The following is a 23,779-nucleotide window of genomic DNA, read 5'->3' as shown; positions in this document are numbered from 1 at the left end:
CGCAGACTAGCGGAGCGGACCGCGGTCCGGATGGCGGTCGGGGGGACGTCTCGTCATCGATGCGTGCGAACGGAACGGGCGGGTGGGTGGCTCGGCCACCGGCGGGGCGGACAGAGCGCGCATCCGCGTGGTCTGCACGTCGGACAGCGGGGGCCGCGGCGGTGCCCCCAACTTCACCGGACGCGTCTCCGCCCGCGGGGACTGCCGCTCGAGCAACACGCTGCGGGCGAGTCGATCCAGCGCGCCCTGCACCTGCAACCGATCGGGGCGGCCGTCGAACTCGGGTGACTGGGCCAGCATGTCGGTGATCCACGACGCGATCACGTCGCGCGCACTGTTCACCTCGGCCGCGCCCGCCGCCGTCAGCGAGTACGCGTCCCCGACCCGAGTGGCGAAACCCTCGGCGACCAGGCGGTTGAACGTGGGCTCGAGGATCTGCGGCGGCACGCGGCGCTCCTCGGCGATGTCGGTGAGATATGCCGCCCCCGTGGCGGCGGCATACCGGTACACCTGCATCGTCGCCCAGAGTCGGGGCACATCCATGCGGCTGCGCGCCGCGCGGGCCACCGCGTCGAGGTCCACCCCGTGACTGCGCTGCAGCAACCGGCCGACCGCGACCTCGAGCAGCTTCTCGGGGGTCGCGGTCGTCGGCATGCCGAACCCCTCGCCCAGATCGGTGCTCCCGGCCGCCGCGGCGTCGCGAAGCGGGACCTGCTTGAGAAACAGTGCCAGCACCAGGCCCACCACAGCGAACGGCGCCGCGAACAGGAAGACGCGGCTCAGCGAATCCGCGTACGCATCGATGATGGGTCCGGCCACCTCCGCGGGCAGTCGGTGCAACGCCTGCGGGGAGGTCGCCGCCTCCGCGGGAGCTCCGCTGCTCGCCATCGCCGCGGGCAACCGGTCGTCGAGGAAGTTGGCGAACAACGATCCGAAGATCGCCGCACCGAACGAGCTGCCGATGGTGCGGAAGAACGTGACCCCGGACGTCGCGACGCCCAGGTCGGTGAAATCGACCGTGTTCTGCACGACCAGCACCAGAACCTGCATGCTCAGCCCGATACCTGCGCCGAGCACCAGCAGATACAGCGACTCCAGGAGCGTCGAGGTGTCGGCGTCCATGCGGGACAGCAGCACGAAGCCCAGCGCCATGATCGCCGTGCCCGCGATCGGGAAGATCTTGTAGCGGCCCGTCCGGCCGACGATCACACCGCTGGTCAGCGAGGTCGCCAGCAGGCCCAGCACCATCGGCAGCGTGCGCAATCCCGACTCCGTCGCGGACACGCCGTCGACGAACTGCATGAACGTCGGCAGGAACGTCAACGCGCCCAGCATCGCGAACCCGACGACGAACGACAGCACGCAGCACACCGTGAACACCGGATTCCCGAACAGCCGGATCGGCAGCACCGGTTCCTTGGCGCGGCGTTCGACGAACACGAAGGCCACCAGCACCGCCACCGACACCACGAACAGGCCGATGATGGTGACCGATCCCCACGGATAGGTCGTGCCGCCCCAGCTGGTCGCCAGGGTCAACCCGGCGGCGCCCAGACCCACCAGCACGATGCCCGCGTAGTCGAGCACCGGCCGGGCGGTGCGGGCGAGTTCGGGGATGGCGACCGCCGCGATGCCGAGCACCACCACCGCCACCGGGACGTTGATCCAGAACGCCCAACGCCAGGTGAGATGATCGGTGAACAACCCGCCGAGCAGCGGGCCGATGACCGTCGTGACACCGAACACCGCGCCCAGAGCGCCCTGATAGCGGCCGCGTTCGCGCAGGGGGATGACCTCGCCGATGACGGCGACCGCGGTCACCGTGATCGCACCGCCGCCGAGACCCTGCAGCGCCCGTGAGGCGACGAGCATGCCCATCGACTGTGCCAGCCCGCACAGCACCGAGCCGATCAGGAACAGCAGCACCGCGACCTGGAACACCTTCTTGCGTCCGAAGATGTCGCCCAGCTTGCCGACGACCGCGGTGACGATCGTCGACGCCAGCAGATAACTGGTCACCACCCAGGCCTGATGGCCGGCACCGCCGAGATCGGCGACGACGGTCGGCAGAGCAGTCGCGACGATCGTCTGGTCGAGCGCGGCCAGCAACATGCCGAGGACCACCGCGGTGAACACCAGGTTGCGCGAACGAAGGTCCATCTGCTCGGGGGGATTCACCTTCTCGGCTGCGGCAGTCACCGCGGGGGCTTACCCCGCGCGGCCCGAATCGACACCGGTTTCGGCTGTGAGCCTGCTCAATCCAGCGTGCTGGCGAGCGCGGCGAGCGTCTCCTCCGAGGTGAACCGGGGGCGCCAGCCGAGCTCGACCTTCGCCTTCTCGGTGTCCATCACCACCGACGTACGCCCCGCGTGCAGCCACTCCAGGGCCGACGGCACGAAGGGCAACACCGACAGGACCTCCGAGGTGACGACCGCCGCGGCCCGGGGCACCTTGATCGGGAACGCACCCAGGGCGCCGCCGACCTGCGACATCGACACCACACCGTCGCCGGCGATGTTGTAGGCGCCGGGCGGGGCGGTCTGCGTCGTGGCGGCCAGCGCGATGGCCGCTGCCACGTCGTCGTGGTGCACCAGCTGAAGCGGGGTGCCGGGGTCGGGGAACGGTCGCAGCACGGGCAGCGCCCCGGAGATGCGCCGGATCGGCCCGGGGAGGTGGTTCCACGGCATGGCGTCGGCGAGCGCGGGCGCGTTCGGCCCGGCGACGATGCACGGCCGCAGCACGAAGACCTCGAGACCGGAGCCTGCCGTGATCTCGGTCAGCGCGGCTTCGCATGCCGCTTTCTGCTCGGAGTAGTAGTGCTCGGCCGAGCCGCGGGGCGCCACGTCCTCGGTGATCGGTACCGGGTTGTCGGCGTGGTAGCCGTAGGCGGCCACCGAGGACGTGTAGACGAGACGGCGCGGGCGGGCGGCGGCCACGGTCGCCTCGAACACGTTGCGGGTGCCTGCCAGGTTCACCCGGGCGCTCTCGGTGCGGGTACCCATGATGATGAAGGCCAGGTGGACCACGACGTCGACGTCGGCCACCAGAGCGTCGACCGCCTCGCGGTCGAGGATGTCGCCCTGCCGGTAGGTGGTCTTCGTCCAGTGCTGCGCCTGCGGATCGAAGGGGCGGCGGGCCATCCCGACGATGGCCTCGACGCCGGGATCGTCCTCCAGAGCCGCGATGGCCGCCTTGCCGATCTCGCCGGTGGGGCCCGTGACGCCGACGCGCAATGCCATGCCGGGCAGATTGCCGCTTTGTCCGCGCGCGAAACCGGCGGGAAGCGTTCGGTGAGAATGGATGCCATGTCCCGAGAACTGTCCCTGGCCCTGGTCCAGCACGATGCCGCGCACACACCTGAGGGCTTCGGCCGCGAGCTGCGCCTGCTGACCCGCCAGTACCCGGCCACGTCGCTGTTCGTGTTCCCGGAGCAGCACCTGCTCGGTGACTGGGACCCGTGGGATCCGGCCAGCACGCAACGCCACGCCGAACCGCTCGACGGGCCCCTGTGCCGCGCTGTCGGCGAGCTCGCCGCCGAGCTCGGTGTGTGGGTGGTTCCCGGCAGCATCCTGGAACGGTCCGACGACGGCCGCATCCACAACACGATGGTGGTCTTCGCGCCGACCGGCGAGCTCGTCGCCGCGTACCGCAAAGCGTTCCCGTGGCGGCCCGTCGAAACCACCGAGCCCGGTCGGGGCTTCGTCACCGTGCCGGTCCAGGACGCCGTCGTCGGGCTCACCGTCTGCTACGACGCATGGTTTCCGGAGGTGTCGCGGCAGCTGTCCTGGATGGGCGCCGAACTGCTGCTCAACGTCGTGCTCACCCCGACCGCGGACCGTGCGCAGGAGGTGGTGCTGGTCCAGGCCAACGCGATCGTCAACCAGGTGTTCGTCGCGAGTGTGAACGCCGCGACCCCGCGGGGGCAGGGGCGCAGCCTGCTGGTCGACCCGCAGGGCCGGATCCTCGCCGCCGCGGTGGGCGCCGAGCCGACCGTGCTCGCCGCGACCATCGACCTCGACGAGGTTGCGCGTACGCGCAAGTTCGGCACGGCCGGCGTGACGCGACCGTGGTCGCCGTTCACCGAGACCGATCAGCCGATAGAGCTGCCCGTCTACGACGGCAGGATCGACCCGGCCTCGTGGAGCCCGTCATGAGAAACGCCCGCTCGGTCTGCGACCGAGCGGGCGAATCCTTCTGCCTTGCAACGACTTACACGTCGTAGTACAGCGAGAACTCGTAGGGGTGAGGCCGGATCTGGATCGGCATGATCTCGTTCTCCCGCTTGTAGGAGATCCAGGTCTCGATCAGATCCTCGGTGAACACGCCACCCTCGGTGAGGTACTCGTGGTCCTCTTCCAGCTTGTCGATCACCGCCGCCAGCGACGTCGGCGCCTGCGGGATGTTGGCGGCCTCCTCCGGCGGCAGCTCGTAGAGGTCCTTGTCGACCGGCGACAGCGGCTCGATCTTCTTCTTGATGCCGTCGATGCCGGCCATCAGCATCGCCGCGAACGCCAGGTACGGGTTGCCCGAGCTGTCCGGGCAGCGGAACTCGAGGCGCTTGGCCTTCGGGTTGTTGCCGGTGATCGGGATACGCACGCACGCCGAGCGGTTGCGCTGGCTGTACACCAGGTTGATCGGCGCCTCGTAGCCCGGGACCAGACGCTTGTAGGAGTTCACCGTCGGGTTGGTGAACGCCAGCAGCGACGGCGCGTGGTGCAGGATGCCGCCGATGTAGTGCCGTGCCATGTCCGACAGGCCCGCATACCCGGACTCGTCGTGGAACAGCGGTTTGCCGTCCTTCCACAGCGACTGGTGGGCGTGCATGCCGGAGCCGTTGTCACCGAACAGCGGCTTGGGCATGAAGGTCACGGTCTTGCCGTTGGCCCAGGCGGTGTTCTTGATGATGTATTTGAACAGCAGCACGTCGTCGGCCGCGTGCAGCAGCGTGTTGAACTTGTAGTTGATCTCGGCCTGGCCGGCGGTGCCGACCTCGTGGTGGCCGCGCTCGAGGACGAATCCCGCGTTCTGCAGGTTGGTCGCCATCTCGTCGCGCAGGTCCACGTAGTGGTCGTAGGGCGCGACGGGGAAGTAGCCACCCTTGGGGCGGACCTTGTAGCCGCGGTTGGCGCTGCCGTCGGCTTCGAACGGCTCACCGGTGTTCCACCAGCCGGATTCCGAATCCACCTCGTAGAAGGTGCCGTTGATCCTCGAGTCGAAGGTGACCGAGTCGAAGATGTAGAACTCGGCTTCGGCGCCGAAGTAGCAGGTGTCCGCGATGCCGGTGCTGGCCAGGTAGTTCTCCGCCTTGCGGGCGACGTTGCGCGGATCGCGCGAGTAGGCCTCACGGGTGAACGGATCGTGGACGAAGAAATTGAGGTTCAGCGTCTTGGCGGCGCGGAACGGATCGATACGAGCGGTGGCCGGATCGGGCAGCAGCATCATGTCCGACTCGTGGATGGACTGGAACCCGCGCACCGACGAACCGTCGAAGGCGAGACCGTCCTCGAACACGCTCTCGTCGAAGGCCGACGCCGGGATCGAGAAGTGCTGGACGACACCGGGCAGGTCACAGAAACGGATGTCGACGTACTCGACGTTCTCGTCCTTGATCAGCTTGATGATGTCGTCGGCGGTCTGTTCTGCCACTCTTTGCTCTCCTTTGACATTGATGGCCCGCGGCTGACGCTAAGGACACGATGTTGCGCGGCAGTCAACCGGATGTTGCGTGGACGTTACGCGTGCGGTCCCGGCCGCCGTGGCCAGGACCGCACGCCGCGACACTATCCTGGCGATATGGCGCGTACGTCCCGTTCCGGTCTCGGCTCGTGGCTGTCCGGGCCGGGGACGCCCGAGCCCGGCACCTACCCGGGCCAACGGCTGGGCCTGCCCAAGGACGGCCCGGGCTCGATCGCCCGCTTCGGCCGCCGCATCGCGGCGCTGATCGTCGACTGGCTGATCGCTCTGGGTCTTGCGGCTCTGGTGGTGGCACTCAGTTCGTTCGATCTGCAGGTGCAGACGGTCCAGCTCGTGGTCTGGTTCGTGGTGGGGGTGGCCTCGGTGCGCCTCTTCGGGTTCTCGCCCGGACAGTTGGCGCTCGGCCTCGAGGTGGTGCCGGTCGACGGCCGGATGCACGTCGGCGCCGGACGCGCGCTGGCACGCGGCGTGCTGATCGCGTTGGTCATCCCGGCGCTGTTCACCGACTCCGATCTGCGGGGCCTGCACGACCTGGCGACCAAGACCGCGGTGGTGAAGCGCTAGACCTGGTGGACGACCGTGCCGTTCATCATCGTCGTCGTCACTGTCGCCGCGTGGATGTCATGCGGATCGATCTCCAGCAGGTTGCGATCCAGCACGATCAGATCGGCGCGTTTACCCACTTCCAATGAGCCCACCTGGTCGTCGAGACGCAGCTGATGGGCCGCCCCGAGCGTGTTGGCGTGGACCGCCTCGGCGACCGTGAGTTTCTGCTCGACGGGCACCAGCACCGGGGCGTCCGGTTGACCGATCAGCTGGCGCGTCACCCCGATCTGGATCGAGTCGAGCGGCTTGTAGGTGGAGAAGTATCCGGCGGCCGGCCAATCGGTGCCCAGCGAGATCCGTCCGCCGGACCGCAGCACATCCTGGGGGCGGTACATCAGGTCAGCCCGGGGTTTGCCGTAGCGCGCGGCCATGTTCTGCAGTGTGTCCGGGTCCGCGGAGAGCCAGTTCGCGGAGAACTGCGCGATGACGCCCAGCTCGCCGAACCGCTGGTTGTCGGGGTCTTGGACGTAGACGAGGTGCGCGATCGTGTGCCTGCGGTCGCGGGGCGGATTGGCAGCGATCGCCGCCTCGACGGCGTCCAGCGCGACGCGCACCGTGCGCTCGCCGCAGGCGTGGACGTGCACGTCGAACCCGGCGGCGTCGACCTCGCCGACCAATTGGCGCCACTGCTGTTCGGTGAACGGCGATCCGCCCGTGGAGTCGGGCTTGTCGGCGTACGGCTCGATCAACCAGGCGGTGTAGCCGCCCTGGGTTCCGTCGCCGATCACCTTCACCACACCGACGGTGACCAGGTCGGTGGCGATGCGGTCCCGAATGCCGGTCAATTCGGCGACAGCATTGTCCACCGGCGGTGACTTGACGCTGTAGGACGCGACGACCCGGAACGGCAGCGCACCCTGCTTCTCGACGTCGGTGTAGAGGGCGATCAACGCGCCCTGGTCGTCCCCGATCGGGGGCACCCCCGCGTCGAACACGGTGGTGATGCCCGCCGCCGATGCCTTGGGCAGCCAGCCGATCAGCAACGTCTTCATGGTCTCGGGCGAGATCGGCTCGATGGCGTTGACGATGCCGAGCACCGCCGTCACCTCCAGCACGTAACCGGTCGGGTCGCCGTTCTCGTCGCGCTGGTAGTAGCTGAACCCGGGGATCGGATCCTGCGTCGCGCGCGTCACCCCGGCGATCTCCAGGGCCTTGCTGTTGGCCCACAGGCTGTGCCCGTCGATGGCGAAGAAGAAGCCCGGCCGGTCGGGCAGCACCCGGTCCAGATCGGCGCGCGTCGGTCCCTCGGGGCCGAACATGTCCACGCGCCACCCGAATCCGCGCACCGGCCCGTCGGGGTGCTCCTTCGCGTAGGCGGCGATCGCGTCGAGCGCATCCTGCCCGGTCGGCACCTGCAGATCGACTCCGGTGGTCAGGAACGCGCCCAGGAACGGGTGGATGTGGCCCTCGACGAAGCCCGGCATCACGAACCCGCCGGCCAGGTCGACGACCCTGGTGTCGGGCCCGGCGAGCGCCGTCGCGCCTGCGCTGTCGCCGACGTAGCTGATCACCTCACCGGTGACGGCGACCGCCTCGGCCCACGGCTGCGCACTGGCCACGGTGTAGACACGGCCGTTGTGGAACACGGTGTCGGGAGCGCGCTGCGCGCCCGCAGCGGTGGTGGTGACCGGCGCCTGGGACCCCGTCCCGCACGCGCCGGCCGTCGCCACCGCGGCCGTCGTCACTGCGGCAGCGCGTAGAACCGAGCGGCGCGTCAGCCAGGGGTGGCGTGAGGCCGAGCTCGTCTGGCCGAACGCGGCGAAATGCGGCGCCCACTCACACGCAGTGCACATGGTCCGTCCCCCCTTGGGCGCGACGGCCCGCAGCGAATTGTCGCCGCCGTAGAAGGGTGTGGCAAGCGTGACGCGCGAGGCGTCAGCGCCGGCGCACGGTGCGCTGTACCCCGCGCATCTTGGCCTGTGCCGGCAGCGGCCCCTTCGGCATCGCGGCGGGACCGACCTTGGAGCTGAGCGCGGCCAGGCGCGACTCCAGCGAATCCATCTGCTTGACCGTGATGTTGGCCGGCAACCGGGTCAGATGACGCTCGAGCTTAGACAGCGGCACCTCACCCTCGCCGTTGCCGATGATCACGTCGTAGATCGGCACATCGCCGACCAGGCGGGCCGTGCGCTTCTTCTCCTGCGCCAGCAGCGGCTTGAGCCGGTTCGGTGCGCCCTCGGCCACGAAGATCACGCCGGGGCGGCCGATCACCCGGTGCACCGCGTCGAAGTGCCCCGTCGCGGCGACCCCGGGAGTCACCCGCCACTTGCCCCGCAGGTTGTCCAGCGCCCACGCCGCCGCGCCGGTCTGGCCCTCAGCCTTGCGGTACACCGACTTCTGCGCGCGGCGACCGAAGATGATGAACGCGACCAGCGCGCCCAGCACGATGCCCAGCGGGATGAGCATGAACATCGTGAAACCGCCGCCCGCGAAGAGGCCGGCGACCACCGACGCGGCCACGATCAGCACGAACGCACCGATCATGTACGGCAGCAGCCGCTTGTCCTCTTTGCGCTGGATCTGAAACGCCTGCCACAGCTGACTGCGGCGCTGCTTCGATGCGGCCTTGCGGGCGGCCTTCGCCTCGGCCTTCGCCGCTTTGACCTCCGCCGAGTTACGCGATTTCGCCATGGGCTCAGGATATCTATGGGGTGGGTGTCGGTTGCGCGGACCGCGACGCGATCGTCTGCGCGTACAGCTTTCCGGCCCGGTACGACGAGCGCACCAGCGGTCCGGCCAGCACACCGGCGAAGCCGAGTTCGGTCGCGAACTGCTGATGCTCGACGAACTCGTCGGGGTGCACCCACCGTTCGACGGGATGGTGACGCGCCGACGGCCGCAGGTACTGGGTGATCGTGACGATGTCACACCCCGCCTCGTACAGGTCGCGCAGCGCGGCGCGCACCTCCTCCGGCGTCTCACCCATGCCGAGGATCAGATTGCTCTTGGTGACCAGGCCGTCGGCGCGGGCCATCGTCAGCACCGACAGGCTGCGCTCGTACCGGAACGCCGGCCGGATGCGCTTGAAGATGCGCGGCACCGTCTCGACGTTGTGCGCCAACACTTCCGGCCGCGTCTCGAACACCTGCGCCAGCTGCTCGGGGTCGGCGTTGAAGTCGGGGATGAGCAGTTCCACCCCGGTGTTCGGGTTGAGCGCCTTGATCTGACGGACCGTCTCGGCGTAGAGCCACGCGCCGCCGTCGGGCAGGTCATCGCGCGCCACCCCGGTCACCGTCGAGTAGCGCAACCCCATCGCCTGCACGCTCTCGGCGACGCGGCGTGGCTCGTCGCGGTCCAGCTCGGCGGGCTTGCCGGTGTCGATCTGGCAGAAGTCGCATCGGCGGGTGCACTGCTCACCACCGATCAGGAACGTCGCTTCGCGGTCTTCCCAGCACTCGTAGATGTTGGGGCAGCCGGCCTCTTCACACACCGTGTGCAGGCCTTCGCGGCGCACGAGTGACTTCAGCTCGGTGTACTCAGGACCCATCTTGGCCCGGGTCTTGATCCACGGCGGTTTGCGCTCGATCGGCGTCTGCGCGTTGCGCACCTCGAGCCGGAGCAGTTTGCGGTTACCGGGATCGACACTCACTGCATCGATGCTACTGCGTGCCCGGCCACGGGGAGGCGGCCGTCGAGCACGTCACACACCGCATCGGCGACCGGGCCCAGAACATCGTCGACGGTGATGTGCCGGCCCAGTTCGGCGCTCAGCGACGTCACGCCGGCGTCGCTGATGCCACACGGCACGATCGAGCCGTAGGCGCCGAGATCGCAGTCGCAGTTCAGCGCGAAGCCGTGCTGGGTGACCCCGCGGGCCACCCGGATTCCGATCGCGGCGATCTTGCGTTCCGGACGGGGCCCGTCGGCGGCCAGCCACACGCCGGAGCGGCCCTCGACCCGGCCGGTCTGCAGGCCGAAGCCGGCACACACGGCGATCAACGCCTCTTCGAGACGGCGGACGAAGTTCACGACGTCCAGCGGCTCCGCGAGACCGATGATCGGATAGCCGACGAGCTGCCCGGGCCCGTGCCAGGTGATCTTGCCGCCGCGGTCGGTGTCGACGACGGGCGTGCCGTCAGTGGGGCGCTCCTCGGGCAGCGTACGGCGCCCAGCGGTGTACACCGGGGGATGTTGGAGCAGCAGCAGTTCGTCGGGGGCGCCCGCGACCCGCGCCGCGACGATCTCCCGCTGCAGATCCCACGCGTGCTGGTATTCAACCGTGCCCAGCCGGCGCACCACGACGCCGTCGCTGCTCGACCGGATCGATCCCATGGAACCGACGTTACTCACGGGTGCCCGCGGTGGCGAACGCCAGCGCCTCACCGATCGTGTTGTGGCGGAACCGGAACCCGGCCTGCTCGAGCGCCGCCGGGATCGCCCGCTGACCGCCGAGCACCCCCTCGTCGGCGAACTCGCCGAGCACCGCGCGCAATGCGAAGCCGGGGACGACGAACGGGGTCGGCCGGTTCACCGTGCGGCCCAGTGCCGTGGTGAACTCCGCGTTGGTGACCGGCGCCGGGCCGGTGAAGTTCACCGGCCCCGCCAGGTCGTCGTGGGTGATCGCGAACAGCAGCGCACGGATCTGGTCTTCCAGGCTGATCCAGGAGATGTACTGGCGTCCGTTGCCCAGCCGTGCGCCCAACCCCAGCGAGAACAGCGGTCGAATCCGGCCGAGCATGCCACCCGACGGCGACATCACCAGGCCGGTGCGAGGCAGCACCACACGCACTCCAGCGTGCGCTGCGACGTTCGTCGCCGCCTCCCAGTCCACGGTGAGCCGCGCGAGGAAGTTCCGTCCGGGCGGGGCGGTCTCGTCGACCGGGCGGGGACCGGTGTCGCCGTAATACCCGACCGCACTGGCGTTGACGAGCACCGGAACACCGGCGTCGACGACCGCACGCGAGAGCACTTCGGTCGGCCCGATCCTGCTGTCGCGCAGGCTCTGCTTGAACGCGCCGGACCATCGTTTCTCGCCGACGTTCACGCCGCACATGTTCACCACGGCTGTCACGCCCGCCAAGGCGCTCGCGTCGAACTCTCCGGTGTCAGGGTTCCAGTACACCTCGTCGGCGTTCGACGGTGCACGCCGCACGATGCGGATCACCCGGCGATCGGTGGAGCGCAGCGCATACACCAGCGCCGTCCCGATCACACCGGATGAACCCGCAATCGCGATGACCGAATCCGGGGGCATCGACACCGTCGTCTACAGCCCCAGGTCGGCCTCGAAGGCCCCCTCTTCGAGGCGCCGTTTGATCGTCGTGACGAAACGTCCGGCGTCGGCGCCGTCGATGAGGCGATGGTCGTAGGTCAGCGGCAGGTAGCTCACCGAGCGCACACCGATCGACTCGTTGCCGAACTCGTCGACGATCACCCGCGGCCGCTTGACGATCGCGCCGGTGCCGAGCATCGCCGCCTGCGGCGGGACCAGGATGGGGGTGTCGAACAACGCGCCTTGGCTGCCGATGTTGGTGATGGTGAACGTGCCACCGGAGAGCTCGTCGGGCTTGAGGTCACCCGAGCGGGCCCGCGCGGCGATGTCGGCGATGGCGCGGGCCAGCCCGCCCAGGGACAGATCTCCGGCGTTCTTGATCACCGGCGAGAGCAGACCCTGCTCGGTGTCCACCGCGAAACCGAGGTGCTCGGCGTCGTAGTAGGTGATCTCCTTGGAGTCCTCGTTGTAGCTGGCGTTGACGTTCGGGTGCAGCTTGAGCGCGTCGATGACCGCCCGCGCGATGAACGGCAGGTAGGTCAGGTTGACGCCCTCGCGCTCGCTGAAGCCGGCCTTCGCCTTGGCCCGCAACGCCACGATCTTGGTCATGTCGACCTCGTGGACCTGCGTCAGCTGGGCCGTGGTCTGCAGCGATTCCCGCGTCTTCTTGGCGGTGATCTGCCGGATGCGGTTGGCCTTCTGCGTGGTTCCGCGCAGGTGCGCCAGCGCGCCCTCGGGGGCCGGGACCGGGGCCGACGTCTTGCCCGGAGCCTCGGCGGCGGGTGCCGGCTTCGACTCCTCGGCCGGCTTCTTCGCCGACTCGGCGGCGGCCAGCACGTCCTGCTTGCGGATACGGCCACCCACACCGGTGCCCTTCACCGCGGACAGGTCGACGTTGTGCTCACTGGCCAGCTTGCGCACCAGCGGGGTGACGTACGGACCGGAATCGCCGGACGACGAGCCGGCCGGTGCCGGCTCCTTCTTGGGCTCGGGCTCTTTCTTGGGCTCGGGCTTGGGTTCGGGCTTGGACTCAGGCTCGGAATCTTCGGCCGGCTTGGTCGTCGGCTTGGTGTCCTCCGGCTCGGGCTCCGGTTCCGGCTCGGGCTCGGGCTCCGGTTCCGGCTCGGGTTCGGGTTCGCTGTCGGCCTCACTGGCGTCGCCGATCTTGGCGAGCTCGCCGCCCACCTCGACGGTGTCGTCCTCCTCGGCCGTGATCGACAGCAGCGTGCCGGCCACCGGCGAGGGGATCTCGGTGTCGACCTTGTCGGTGGAGACCTCGACGAGCGGCTCGTCGACCTCCACGCTGTCGCCGACCTCCTTCAGCCAGCGGGTCACGGTGCCCTCGGTCACCGACTCGCCGAGCTCGGGCATCAGCACCGGCGTGGACTTGCCGGATCCGCCCGACGACTTCTTGGGCTCCGGCTTGTCCTCGGGCTCCTCAGCATCATCGTCAGCGTCGTCGTCGGACTCGGCCGCGGGCTCCTCGGCCGACTCCTCCTCGGCGCTGTCGTCACTGCTGTCGTCGTCGCCGCTGTCGTCGGACTCGTCGGCGTCACCGATCACGGCCAGCTCGCCGCCGACCTCGACGGTGTCGTCCTCCTGGGCGACGATCTTCTTCAACACCCCGGACGCGGGGGATGGGATCTCGGTGTCGACCTTGTCCGTCGACACCTCCAACAGCGGCTCGTCCTCCTCGACCGTGTCGCCCTCCTGCTTGAGCCAGCGGGTGACAGTCCCTTCGGTAACGCTCTCTCCGAGTGCGGGCATCTGGACGGAGATGGCCATAGTGTCGTGGCTCCCTTGCACGGTCGTTCGTGGTCGAATTCACGGTCTCGAGGTGTCGGTTCCCCATCCTGTCACGTCCGCTGCGACGTTTCGTCGCAGACGCGTGCACCGACCGTTCTGGCACTATCGAATCGAGGGGTTCGGCGGTGGGAAGGAGCGACCCCAGGTGGGACTGTTCGACGCGCTGAGGGGCCGGCGTCGTGGTGCAGGTGCGGGCACTGACCGGGCAGCTGATCTGCGCTACCTGCAGCAATGGGTGGCCGGGCACACCGGCGTCGAGGCATTCGTGGAACCCCAGACGACGGTCACCGACGTGACCGTGGTGCTCGTGGCCGCCGACGGCGAATGGACCCGGCGTCGCGCGGGCGGCTACGCCGGCGCGCGCAAGCTGTCCGACCGACTGAAGATCCCCGTCTACGACGTGCAGAAGGTGGGCTACCCGCAGCGCATGCGCGACTACGACGAACGCCGCCGCATCGAGCGCAAACGCGCCGCCCGCGAGGAGTTGGATCGCTAGTAGCGTGCGGCGCGTGGACACCGACGAGCCGACCATCGTCGCGGTGCATGCGCACCCCGACTCGCCCCGTCTCTGGGACGGAATGACAGCGCTACTCGGCGGCGCGCACGTCGTGCACACCGACCCGACCGGGCTGGCCGCCGCCATCGCCGGCCCGCGGCCGGTGCACGTCGTCGCGCACGGACGCGCCGTGCCCGCCGTGTGGGAGGCCCTCTCACGGCCCGATACCGCGGTCGCGTCGGTGACGCTGTCGGAGCCGGCGCGGCGGCGGTTCCGGCGACGGCGCCCGATGGGTCCCGCGCGGCGTGTCGACGTCCCGGTCCAGCTGATCGTCTCGTCCGGCCGCGCCGACGACGTCACCGCGACGGTGCCGCGGCTGTGGCGACGCGAGGTCGCCATCGGGCACCCGGCGCCGGACACCCACGCCGAGCTGTTCGCCCGCGCCGTGCGCCAGCTCGTCGAGCACGTCGACGGCGCTCCCGCCTCCCGAGAATTGCGACGCGCCGAGGTTCGGCAGGGCCGGCGTCCGTTCGACGACACCCTGGTCTCGGTCACCGGTGCGGGCAGCGGCATCGGCCGGGAGACCGCGTTGGCGTTCGCCCGCGACGGCGCGGAGCTGGTGATCAGCGACGTCGACGCCGACGGGCTCACCGAGACCGCCCGCCTGCTCGCCGAAGTCGGCGCCACCGCGCACCGGTACCTCGTCGACGTGGCCGACGCCGCGGCCGTCGAATCCTTCGCCGAGGAGGTGTGCGCCGAGCGCGGGGTGCCCGACGTCGTGGTCAACAACGCCGGCGTCGGGCATGCCGGCTACTTCCTCGACACCCCCGCCGAGGAATTCGACCGCGTGCTCGACATCAACTTCGGCGGCGTGGTCAACGGGTGCCGCTCGTTCGGCCGGCGGATGGTCCAGCGGGGGACGGGCGGGCACATCGTCAACATCGCCTCGATGGCGTCCTACACGCCGGTCAACATGATGAACGCGTACTGCACCTCGAAGGCGGCGGTGTTCATGTTCTCCGATTGCCTTCGCGCCGAACTGGATTCGGCCGGCATCGGCGTAACCACCATCTGTCCGGGGGTGATCGGCACCAACATCGTCGACACCACTCGGTTCTCGCTACCCGAGTCCAGGCACGCCGACGCAGACAAGCTGCGGGCCCGAGTCAGGCGCGGATTCGCGGTGCGCCGCTACGGTCCGGAGAAGGTGGCCCGTGCCATCGTCAGCGCGGTCACGCAGAAGAAGGCGGTGCGTCCGGTCACTCCGGAGGCCCACCTCGTGTACGCGGTCGCGCACGCCGCACCGGCGGCCATGCGCAGCGCCGCCCGCGGCGGAAAGATCGTCTGACGCGCTCAGCCGTTGACTGCGATGTCCTCCAGGACCGCGAACATCGTGCGCGTCGGCACGCCGGTACCACCCTTGGGCGTGTAGCCCCACGGCCCGCCCGAGTTGTAGGCGGGCACCGCGACGTCGATGTGCGCCCAGGCCACGCCCTCGGCGACGAACTCGCGCAGATACGTACCGGCGACCAGCATGCCGGCGTTGCGGGACGCGCTGACGTTCGCCAGATCGGCCACGGTCGACTTGAGGTCGTCCTTGAGTTCCTCGGGTAGCGGCATCGCCCAGCCGTTCTCGCCCACCGACTGGGAGATCTCGGCGACCCGGTCGCGGAATTCGTCACTGCCCATCACCCCGGGCGTGCGCGCCCCGAGCGCGACCATCTGTGCACCGGTCAGCGTCGACGTCTCGATCAGGTAGTCGGGCCGGTCCTCGCAGGCCCGCACGATCGCGTCGGCCAGGATCAGCCGGCCCTCGGCGTCGGTGTTGAGCACCTCCACGGTGGTGCCGCCGTACTGCGTCAGCACATCACCCGGGCGCTGCGCGGTTCCCGACGGCATGTTCTCGGCCATCGGCACCGTCGCAATCACGTCGATCGGCAGCTCGAGGCGGGCCGCAAGCACGACGGTCGCGATCACCGCGGCCGCGCCGCCCATGTCCGAGGTCATCTGGTGCATGTTCGCCGCCGGCTTGATCGAGATGCCGCCGGTGTCGAACGTGATGCCCTTGCCCACCAGAGCCACCGTCTTCGCCTTGCGGCCCTTGCCGCCGCGGTGGGCCAGGCGCACCAGGCGGGGCAGCCGCGATGACCCCTTGCCGACGCCGATGATGCCGCCGTAGCCGCCCTTGGTCAGCGCCTTGTCGTCGAGCACCTCCACGTCAAGACCGGCTGCTTCGCCCAAAGCCTTTGCCCGCTTGGCGAATTCGTCGGGGAACAGATGGCTCGGCGGAGTGTTGACGAAGTCGCGGGCCGTGGCGACGGCTGTCGCGATGGCCTCGCCGCGCGCCGCGGCGTCCTTGGTGGCCGACTTCGTGTCCGCGGTCAGGGCCGTGATCTTGCGCACGCCGGCATCCTTGGGGGCGGTCTTGGCGCTGCGGAACTCCGTGAAGCGGTAGGACCCCATGATCAGGCCCTCCACGGCGGCCTCGGTGTCCAGCAGCGACAGCGTGGTCAGCACCGACTCCACACCGGTGACCGACCGCGCGGCCGATCCGGCGGCCCGCCGGATGGTCTCGGCCGGGTACTCGTCGCGGCTCTTGCCCAATCCGACCGCCAGCACGCTGCCCACCGGCAACGACGCCACCGGCACCCGGGTGACCTGCTCCGCGCCGCCCTTGGCGCCGAGCGCCGCCAGCGCCGCCTCGATCTCGGCGACCACGCGTGCGTCCAGATGCTGCGTGGCGACGAGCTTGGCCACCGGCTCATCCCCGACGCTCGCGACCGGCACGATCAACACCGACGACTCGACCTTGCGCTTGGGCAGCGCGCTGGCGACGGTGACGGCGGGGGACTGGTAACCGACTGGGGTGCTCACGGGGATTCACCCTAGCCACTGCCTACTAATGTGGTTCGGCGTGAGTGACACACCGTTGACCGGCCCGCTCGAAGACCGGCACCGCGAGCTCGGGGCCACCTTCGCCGAATTCGGGGGCTGGCTGATGCCGGTGTCCTACTCGGGCACCGTCGCCGAGCACACCGCCACCCGCACCACGGTCGGCCTGTTCGACGTCAGCCACCTGGGCAAGGCGCTGGTCACCGGTCCGGGCGCAGCCGAGTTCGTCAACGCCGCCTTCACCAACGATCTGGGCCGCATCGGCGCTGGGAAAGCGCAGTACACGCTGTGCTGCACCGACGAGGGCGGCGTGATCGACGACCTCATCGCCTACTACGTCTCCGACGACGAGATCTTCCTGGTGCCCAACGCCGCCAACACCGCCGACGTCGTCGCCGCGCTCATCGAGCGCGCGCCCGCCGGGGTGACGGTCACCGACGAGCACCGCTCACGGGCCGTGCTCGCCGTGCAGGGCCCCCGGGCGGCCGACGTGGTCGGCGGGCTCGGGCTGCCCACCGACATGGACTACATGGGGTTCGCCGACGCGGTGTTCGACGGCGTCGACGTCCGGGTCTGCCGCACCGGTTACACCGGCGAGCACGGCTACGAGTTGCTGCCGACGTGGGATCAGGCGGGCGTCGTGTTCGACGCTCTGGTCGAGAAGGTGCGGGCCGCCGGCGGTGAACTCGCCGGTCTCGGAGCGCGCGACACGCTGCGTACCGAAATGGGTTATCCGCTGCACGGCCACGAACTCTCGCGCGACATCTCGCCGCTGCAGGCGCGCTGCGGATGGGCGGTCGGGTGGAAGAAAGACGCGTTCTGGGGGCGTGAGGCGCTGCTCGCCGAGAAGGAGGCGGGGCCGCGGCGCACGCTGCGCGGCCTGCGTGCCGTCGGCCGCGGCGTGCTGCGCGGCGAGCTGACCGTGCTCGACGGCGACACACCCGTCGGCGTCACCACCTCCGGAACCTTCTCTCCCACACTGAAAGTCGGCATCGCGCTGGCGCTGATCGACACCGCTGCCGGCATCGCCGACGGGGCCCGCGTGACGGTGGACGTGCGGGGCCGCGCCGTCGAGTGCGAGGTGGTCAAACCCCCGTTCGTGGACACCCGCACGCGATAAATCCCTTCCCCGGCGGTTATACAATCGCAGCCATGACTGAAGGCCTCTCGTTCACCGTCGATCGCACCGCGAATCCGGCGAGTGACGAGGTACGGGCGCAGGTCCTCGGCAACCCCGGGTTCGGCAAGTACTTCACCGACCACATGGTGTCGGTCGACTACACGGCCGAGCAGGGGTGGCACGACGCCCGGGTGCTGCCCTACGGGCCCATCGAGCTCGATCCGTCGGCGGTCGTCCTGCACTACGCGCAGGAGATCTTCGAGGGTCTGAAGGCCTATCGCTGGAACGACGGATCCATCGTGTCGTTCCGCCCGGAGGCCAACGCGGCGCGGCTGCAGACCTCCGCGCGCAGGCTCGCGATCCCGGAGCTGCCCGCCGAGGTGTTCCTCGAGTCGCTGCGTCAGCTCATCGCGGTCGACGGGCAGTGGGTGCCGCCGGCCGGCGGTGAGGAGTCGCTTTACCTGCGGCCGTTCGTCATCGCGACCGAGCCGGGACTGGGCGTGCGCCCGGCCGACCGGTACCGCTACCTGGTGATCGCCTCACCCGCCGGCGCGTACTTCCCCCGGGGCATCAAGCCGGTCAGCGTGTGGCTGTCCCACGAATACGTGCGGGCCTCGCCGGGCGGCACCGGTGCGGCCAAGTTCGGCGGCAACTACGCGGCGTCGCTGCTCGCGCAGGCCGAGGCCGCCGACCACGGCTGCGATCAGGTGGTGTGGCTCGATGCGATCGAGCGCCGTTACGTCGAAGAGATGGGTGGGATGAACCTGTTCTTCGTCTTCGGCAGCGGTGGCACCGCGCGGTTGGTCACCCCCGAGCTGTCGGGCTCGCTGTTGCCGGGCATCACGCGGGATTCGTTGCTGCAGTTGGCGACTGACGCCGGGTTCGCGGTCGAGGAACGCAAGATCGACGTCGACGAGTGGCAGAAGAAGGCCGCCGCGGGGGAGATCACCGAGGTGTTCGCCTGCGGCACCGCCGCGGTCATCACCCCGGTCTCCCACGTCAAGCACGCCGACGGCGAGTTCACCATCGCCGACGGGGAACCCGGCGAGATCACGATGGCGCTGCGCGACACGCTGACCGGGATCCAGCGCGGCACCTTCGCCGACACCCACGGCTGGATGACGCGGCTGGGCTAGCGGATCGCCAGGCCCACCGCGGCGATCGTCGTCGTCACCTCGACGGCGGCGCCGAGCACGTCGCCGGTGATACCGCCGAACCGGCGCACGCAGTGGCCGACCAGCGCCATCGCCGCGGCCACCGCCAGGACCACGACGAGCGGGCCCTGCCAGGCCGTGCCGCACACCGGCACGGCGGCCGCGGCGGTGCAGGCCACCCACGCCCAGCCCACCCAGGCCGGCTGCACTCCTGCGACCGCAGCCCCCAGCGAGCTCCCCGGCGCCGCAGGCACGCCGCGCCGGCACGCCATCACCGCCGCGACCCGACCGGCCACGACCGCGACCAGCACGCCGGCCCACCCCGCCTGCGCGAACGCCAGCGTCTGGATGAGCACCGTCGCCGCGACAGCCGCCACCCCGAACGGGCCGGCCGTACCTTCCCGCATCACGGCCAGCGCACGCTCCGGCGGGCCGTAACACCCCAGCGCGTCCGTGGTGTCGGCCAGGCCGTCGATGTGCAGGCCGCGGGTCGCCACCAGCAGCGTCGTCACCGCCAGCGCGCCGGCGAGCGGAGCGTCCGGGCCGAACGCCCAGAATCCCGCCGCCAACACCGCCGCGGCCACCCCGCCCAGTGCCGCGCCCGCGACGGGCAGCGCGGTGATCACGCCCCGGCCGACGAGCGCGGTGCGCGACGCAGGCACCGGCAGCACCGTCGCGAACGCGAAAGCGCCCGCCAGGGAACGGATCACGGTCAGCCCCCGGAGATCCCGGCCTCTTCGAAGGTGGCCATCGACGCGAGCGTGGCGACGGCGGCGCGCAGCACCGGCAGCGCGACCAGGGCGCCGGAACCCTCGCCGAGGCGCATCCCGAGATCGACGATGGGCGTCAGCGAAAGCTCATCGAGCGCCATCCCGTGCGCGGGCTCGGTGGACCGGTGCCCGGCCTGCCACCACAGCCGCGCGCCCGGCGCCAGCCGCTCGGCGGCCAACGCCGCCGCGGTCACCACCACGCCGTCGAGCAGCACCGGGGTGCGGCGAAGTGCGGCCTGAGCACAGAACCCCGTCATCGCCGCGAGATCGGCGCCGCCGCAGATGCGAAGCAGCGCAATCGGATCCGCCGACAGCCGCTTGGTGCGGTAGAGCGCATCGCGGATCGCGGCGGTCTTGCGCTTCCAACCCTCGTCGTCGATGCCGGTGCCCCGTCCCACCACTGCCACCGGTTCGGCCCCGATCAGCGCCGCCACCAACGTGGTGGCCGGGGTGGTGTTGCCGATCCCCATGTCGCCCGCGATCAGCAGGTCCGCACCCGCGTCGACCTCGTCGTCGGCGATGCGCCGGCCCACCTCGATGGCGGCGACCACCTCGCCGGGGCTCAGCGCGTCCTCGACCGCGATGTTGCCGCTCGAGCGACGCACCTTGTGCTCGCCGGCATCCGGCGACAGCGGCTCCTCGGTGTCGACCGCGATGTCGACGACGCGCACTCCCGCGTCGGCGAGGCCGGCGAGCACGTTGACCGCGGCGCCACCGGCGGCGAAGTTGGCCATCATCGCCGCCGTGACCTCGGCCGGGTAGGCCGACACTCCCGCCGCGGTGACCCCGTGGTCGCCGGCGAACACCACCACTCGGGCACGCTCGAACTGTCGTGGGGGACAGGTGTTCTGGCACGACGCCACCCACACCGACAGGTCTTCGAGGCGGCCCAGCGCGCCGGCGGGTTTGGTCAGCTGCGCCTGCCGGGCCCGCGCGGCGGCGGCTGCGTCGGGGTCAGGCGCGGCGATCTCGGGGAAGTAGGACACCGACGGCGTCAGTCGATTGTCGCGCCGCGCTCGACCTGCGGTCGCGGTGCGCGCATCCGCCGCAGCTGCGACGCACGGCTGGCGGCGTAGAAGCCCAGCTTCCACCCGGATTCGGTGTTGCCCGGGAACTTCTGATCGACCAGCCGGTTCGCCCGGCGGCCCAGGAAGAAGCCGTCGACGATCATGATCAGGACCAGCACCAGCATCGCCGGGGAGATCAGCTGCTGCACCTGGACCGAGGGCACCGCCAGCATGACCAGGATCAGACCCAGGGCCGAAGGCATGAACAGGCCGAGCACGTTGCGCCGCGAGTCGACCAGGTCGCGCACATAACGGCGCACCGGGCCCTTGTCGCGCGGCAGCAGGTAGGCATCGTCGCCGGCCATCATCTTCTCGCGACGCTGCGACATCGTGGCGCGGCGCTCGATCTTCTCTGCTTTGCGCTCCTCGCGGGAGAGCTTCGGGCCCCGCAGCTCCTTGCGGCGCCGCCGCGCCTCCGCGCTGGTCATCGGCGCCGGTGCGACCGGTCCGCGGCGGCGGCTCGCCTCGTTGCGTTTCGGGGTCGGTCTGCCCTTGGGCGCGGTGGTCACCCGGCCGCTCGGCGCGGCGTCCACGACGTCGTCGTCGGCGGGGACCCGATCGTCCCCGGAGTCGTCGTTCTTGCGGCCCAGCAGTTTCACATGTGCCAGGTTACTTCGCGGGTGCCGGCATGACGTAGCCCGCCGTGCGCCACCTCCGGCACCGACCTAATCTTCCGAAGATGTCTGCTGAGACGAACCGGGCGATGACCCGGACCGTCCTGATCGCGCCGGACTCGTTCGGCGACAGCCTCACTGCCGTCGAGGCGGCTCGCGCCGTCGCGACAGGATGGGCCCGCTCGCGCCCGCAGGACCGGCTGATCCTGGCGCCGCAGTCCGACGGCGGACCCGGCTTCGTCGACGTCCTGGCCAGCCGGCTGGGCGAGCGGCGCACCGAACGGGTGAGCGGTCCGTTGAGCGCCGACGTCGACGCCGACTGGGTGTTCGACCCCGGCCCCCCGGCGACCGCCTACATCGAATGCGCCCAGGCGTGCGGCCTCGCCCTGCTCGGCGGAACGCCCACGGTGCGCACCGCCGTCGACGCCCACACCCGCGGGGTCGGGGCGCTCATCGCGGCCGCCCTGGATGCGGGCGCACGCCGCATCGTCGTCGGGCTCGGTGGCAGCGGCAGCACCGACGGCGGCCGCGGCATGATCGAGGCGCTCGGCGGCTTGGCCGCCGCCCGCGAGCTGCTGGCCGATGTCGAGCTGGTCGCCGCCAGTGACGTCGAACATCCGCTGCTCGGCGCGCGCGGTGCCGCGGCGGTGTTCGGACCGCAGAAGGGTGCCGACCCCGCCACCGTCGAGCTGCTGGAACAGCGGCTGGCCGCATGGGCCCGGCAGCTGGAGGACGCCGTGGGCGCAGCGATCCGGGACGAGCCCGGGGCGGGTGCGGCAGGCGGACTGGGCGCGGCGCTGCTCGCGCTGGGGGCGCGACGCGAATCCGGAGCGGCGATCATCGCCTCGCACACCCGGCTGTACGCGGATCTGGACGCCGCGGACCTGGTCATCACCGGTGAGGGCCGCTTCGACGACCAGTCGCTGCACGGCAAGGTGGTCAGCGCACTGGCAGCGGGAGCGGGCCGGCGGGGCGTGCCGGTGCTGGTCATGGCCGGTCAGGTGACGCTGTCGGACGCCGAACGCAGCGAGGCCGGCATCGCCGCCGCGCACGCGGTCGCCGAGCACGCCGGATCCGTGCGTCGAGCCATCGACGACGCCGCCGAGCAGCTCACCGGCCTGGCCGCCGCGGTCGCGGCAACCTGGACGTAGATGGGGAATAGCGCCGCGACAAGGTACCGTTGAACGCGTGGGGTCACGGCGTTCGGGCCTCACCCACGAACATCCCACACAGGAGTATTCATGACTGTTCAGGACGAGTCGGCAGTGCAGGCAGGACAGGCCACCGACACCCAACACGGCGTGATCCTGACCGAGGCCGCGGCGTCCAAGGCGAAGGCACTGCTCGATCAGGAGGGGCGCGACGACCTGGCGCTGCGGATCGCGGTGCAGCCGGGCGGCTGTGCAGGGCTGCGTTACAACCTGTTCTTCGACGACCGCACCCTCGACGGCGATCTCACCGTCGAGTTCGGCGGGGTCAACCTCACCGTGGACCGGATGAGCGCACCGTACGTGCAGGGTGCGAGCATCGACTTCGTCGACACGATCGAGAAGCAGGGGTTCACCATCGACAACCCGAACGCCACCGGCTCGTGCGCCTGCGGCGATTCCTTCAACTGACCTAGTACTGGCCTGCCGTGCGCGGCAGGTAGGAGCACACCAGGACGTCGTTGTCGACCGAGACCAGCTGCGCGATCGCTTGCTCGTCGGCATCGGCGGGCTGGTTTCGTGACGACCGGCTCTGCGGCGTCACCTTCATCGTGAACAGCACCTGCGCCTGCGTCGGCGACGAGAGGACCATCTTGTCGATCGAGGTCACCTGAGCGCTGCTGTACTGCTTGCGGAATGCGTCGCTGGACAGGCTCGCCAACGCGAGATCCGACCGGCGCTCCTTGACCGCGTCGAACAATCCGCACAGGCTGTGTCGCGCCACCGTCTCGGCGTCGCCGCCCGACAGCGCGTCGAGATAATCCTGGATCGCGGTCCGTGCCGACGCTTCGGTCAGTGCGCCGCTGGGAGAGCTGTCGCCCGAGCCGCGCGTCAGGACGATGGCGGTGACGACGCCGGCCACCACGAGCACCGCGACGACAGCGGCCACGATCGCCAGCCAGCGCCGTCTGCGCGGGGGATAGGGCACGGGCGGCGGAAGCGCGCCGGGATAGGCGGCGGCGAAGCCCGCGTCCGGATAGGGCTGGGGCTGGGACTGTCCGTAACCCCCGGGGTAGTCCTGCGGTCCTGCTGGTCCAGCTCCGTAGTGGGGCGGGTAAGGACCAGTCATACATGAACTCCCGGGCAGGTCGGTGGATTGCGTGTGTGGATTGTGTTGCCTCTACAGTGGCCCACTGAGGG

22 protein-coding genes are annotated in these 23,779 nt (G+C 70.2%); 8 read left to right on the top strand and 14 right to left on the bottom strand.

The features are described from left to right. Positions 1 to 6 precede the first annotated feature (6 nt). Positions 7 to 2,160, bottom strand: coding sequence for an MDR family MFS transporter (locus ACXYX3_RS15920; RefSeq protein ID WP_458612108.1), 2,154 nt, complete (start codon positions 2,158 to 2,160; stop codon positions 7 to 9). A 95-nt stretch (positions 2,161 to 2,255) separates the two neighbouring features. Beyond that, positions 2,256 to 3,239 carry an NAD-dependent epimerase/dehydratase family protein gene (locus ACXYX3_RS15915; protein ID WP_458608168.1) on the bottom strand — a complete coding sequence of 328 codons (984 nt, stop codon included), beginning with the start codon at positions 3,237 to 3,239 and terminating at the stop codon, positions 2,256 to 2,258. Positions 3,240 to 3,305: 66 nt separating this feature from the next. Between ACXYX3_RS15915 and ACXYX3_RS15910 the strand changes: the two genes are divergently transcribed. Beyond that, positions 3,306 to 4,154, top strand: a complete 849-nt coding sequence (locus tag ACXYX3_RS15910) for a carbon-nitrogen hydrolase family protein (protein ID WP_458608167.1) — start codon at positions 3,306 to 3,308, stop codon at positions 4,152 to 4,154. 55 nt (positions 4,155 to 4,209) lie between these two features. Here ACXYX3_RS15910 and glnA read toward each other — a convergent pair whose 3' ends face one another. Next, positions 4,210 to 5,646 (bottom strand): type I glutamate--ammonia ligase, encoded by a 1,437-nt coding sequence (glnA, locus tag ACXYX3_RS15905; protein WP_241205813.1) that lies wholly within the window; start codon positions 5,644 to 5,646, stop codon positions 4,210 to 4,212. A gap of 147 nt (positions 5,647 to 5,793) precedes the next feature. Between glnA and ACXYX3_RS15900 the strand changes: the two genes are divergently transcribed. Beyond that, on the top strand, positions 5,794 to 6,258 hold the full coding sequence (locus tag ACXYX3_RS15900) for an RDD family protein (protein ID WP_458608166.1): 465 nt from the start codon (positions 5,794 to 5,796) through the stop codon (positions 6,256 to 6,258). Here ACXYX3_RS15900 and ACXYX3_RS15895 read toward each other — a convergent pair. From ACXYX3_RS15895 to sucB, 6 genes are all read right to left on the bottom strand, one after another. Further along, a complete protein-coding gene (locus tag ACXYX3_RS15895; RefSeq protein WP_458608165.1) occupies positions 6,255 to 8,093 on the bottom strand; it encodes an amidohydrolase in 1,839 nt (612 codons plus the stop codon). The two genes, ACXYX3_RS15900 and ACXYX3_RS15895, sit on opposite strands and share 4 nt — an antisense overlap. Before the next feature lie 82 nt (positions 8,094 to 8,175). Then, complete coding sequence (locus ACXYX3_RS15890; protein ID WP_458608164.1) at positions 8,176 to 8,931, bottom strand: DUF4191 domain-containing protein; 756 nt, start codon at positions 8,929 to 8,931, stop codon at positions 8,176 to 8,178. A gap of 13 nt (positions 8,932 to 8,944) precedes the next feature. After that, positions 8,945 to 9,889, bottom strand: a complete 945-nt coding sequence (gene lipA / locus ACXYX3_RS15885) for a lipoyl synthase (RefSeq protein WP_241205809.1) — start codon at positions 9,887 to 9,889, stop codon at positions 8,945 to 8,947. Then, positions 9,886 to 10,572 (bottom strand): lipoyl(octanoyl) transferase LipB, encoded by a 687-nt coding sequence (lipB, locus tag ACXYX3_RS15880; RefSeq protein WP_458608163.1) that lies wholly within the window; start codon positions 10,570 to 10,572, stop codon positions 9,886 to 9,888. Before lipB ends, lipA begins: the two co-directional genes overlap by 4 nt. A 10-nt stretch (positions 10,573 to 10,582) precedes the next feature. Next, a complete protein-coding gene (locus ACXYX3_RS15875) occupies positions 10,583 to 11,494 on the bottom strand; it encodes a TIGR01777 family oxidoreductase (protein ID WP_458608162.1) in 912 nt (303 codons plus the stop codon). A gap of 12 nt (positions 11,495 to 11,506) precedes the next feature. After that, on the bottom strand, positions 11,507 to 13,297 hold the full coding sequence (sucB, locus tag ACXYX3_RS15870) for a 2-oxoglutarate dehydrogenase, E2 component, dihydrolipoamide succinyltransferase (RefSeq protein WP_458608161.1): 1,791 nt from the start codon (positions 13,295 to 13,297) through the stop codon (positions 11,507 to 11,509). A 166-nt stretch (positions 13,298 to 13,463) separates the two neighbouring features. On the opposite strand from sucB, the gene ACXYX3_RS15865 reads away from it, so the two are divergent. Both ACXYX3_RS15865 and ACXYX3_RS15860 read left to right on the top strand, forming a co-directional pair. Then, a complete protein-coding gene (locus ACXYX3_RS15865; RefSeq protein WP_241205805.1) occupies positions 13,464 to 13,814 on the top strand; it encodes an oxidoreductase in 351 nt (116 codons plus the stop codon). Next, positions 13,807 to 15,162, top strand: a complete 1,356-nt coding sequence (locus ACXYX3_RS15860; protein ID WP_458612107.1) for an SDR family oxidoreductase — start codon at positions 13,807 to 13,809, stop codon at positions 15,160 to 15,162. Before ACXYX3_RS15865 ends, ACXYX3_RS15860 begins: the two co-directional genes overlap by 8 nt. Positions 15,163 to 15,167: 5 nt before the next feature. Here the strand turns inward: ACXYX3_RS15860 and ACXYX3_RS15855 are convergent, their stop codons facing one another. Continuing rightward, entirely contained in the window at positions 15,168 to 16,688 is a 1,521-nt protein-coding gene (locus tag ACXYX3_RS15855; protein WP_241205804.1) for a leucyl aminopeptidase, read from the bottom strand. A 28-nt stretch (positions 16,689 to 16,716) separates the two neighbouring features. Here ACXYX3_RS15855 and gcvT point away from each other — a divergent pair, with 28 nt between their 5' ends. Together gcvT and ACXYX3_RS15845 are read left to right on the top strand one after the other, a co-directional pair. After that, positions 16,717 to 17,826, top strand: a complete 1,110-nt coding sequence (gene gcvT / locus ACXYX3_RS15850; protein WP_458608160.1) for a glycine cleavage system aminomethyltransferase GcvT — start codon at positions 16,717 to 16,719, stop codon at positions 17,824 to 17,826. Between the two features lie 32 nt (positions 17,827 to 17,858). Continuing rightward, a complete protein-coding gene (locus ACXYX3_RS15845) occupies positions 17,859 to 18,962 on the top strand; it encodes a branched-chain amino acid aminotransferase (RefSeq protein ID WP_458608159.1) in 1,104 nt (367 codons plus the stop codon). Here ACXYX3_RS15845 and ACXYX3_RS15840 read toward each other — a convergent pair. From ACXYX3_RS15840 to ACXYX3_RS15830, 3 genes are read right to left on the bottom strand one after another with little or no spacing between them, the layout of a single operon-like run. Further along, positions 18,959 to 19,690: an adenosylcobinamide-GDP ribazoletransferase gene (locus ACXYX3_RS15840; RefSeq protein ID WP_458608158.1), complete on the bottom strand. Its 732-nt coding sequence runs from the start codon at positions 19,688 to 19,690 to the stop codon at positions 18,959 to 18,961. The two genes, ACXYX3_RS15845 and ACXYX3_RS15840, sit on opposite strands and share 4 nt — an antisense overlap. 2 nt (positions 19,691 to 19,692) lie before the next feature. Then, positions 19,693 to 20,736: a nicotinate-nucleotide--dimethylbenzimidazole phosphoribosyltransferase gene (gene cobT / locus ACXYX3_RS15835; RefSeq protein ID WP_458608157.1), complete on the bottom strand. Its 1,044-nt coding sequence runs from the start codon at positions 20,734 to 20,736 to the stop codon at positions 19,693 to 19,695. An 8-nt stretch (positions 20,737 to 20,744) separates the two neighbouring features. Then, a complete protein-coding gene (locus ACXYX3_RS15830; RefSeq protein ID WP_241205799.1) occupies positions 20,745 to 21,416 on the bottom strand; it encodes a DUF3043 domain-containing protein in 672 nt (223 codons plus the stop codon). Positions 21,417 to 21,496: 80 nt separating this feature from the next. Between ACXYX3_RS15830 and ACXYX3_RS15825 the strand changes: the two genes are divergently transcribed. Further along, positions 21,497 to 22,582, top strand: a complete 1,086-nt coding sequence (locus ACXYX3_RS15825) for a glycerate kinase family protein (RefSeq protein WP_458608156.1) — start codon at positions 21,497 to 21,499, stop codon at positions 22,580 to 22,582. Between the two features lie 90 nt (positions 22,583 to 22,672). Continuing rightward, positions 22,673 to 23,050 carry a HesB/IscA family protein gene (locus ACXYX3_RS15820; RefSeq protein ID WP_241205797.1) on the top strand — a complete coding sequence of 126 codons (378 nt, stop codon included), beginning with the start codon at positions 22,673 to 22,675 and terminating at the stop codon, positions 23,048 to 23,050. Between the two features lies 1 nt (position 23,051). Here the strand turns inward: ACXYX3_RS15820 and ACXYX3_RS15815 are convergent, their stop codons facing one another. Beyond that, positions 23,052 to 23,708: an Rv0361 family membrane protein gene (locus ACXYX3_RS15815; protein WP_241205796.1), complete on the bottom strand. Its 657-nt coding sequence runs from the start codon at positions 23,706 to 23,708 to the stop codon at positions 23,052 to 23,054. Positions 23,709 to 23,779: the final 71 nt, after the last annotated feature.

This window comes from Mycobacterium sp. Panama NTM2 (genome assembly GCF_054355555.1).
The sequence above is the reverse complement of the archived record's forward strand: the minus strand, read 5'-3'. Positions and strand labels throughout refer to the sequence as shown.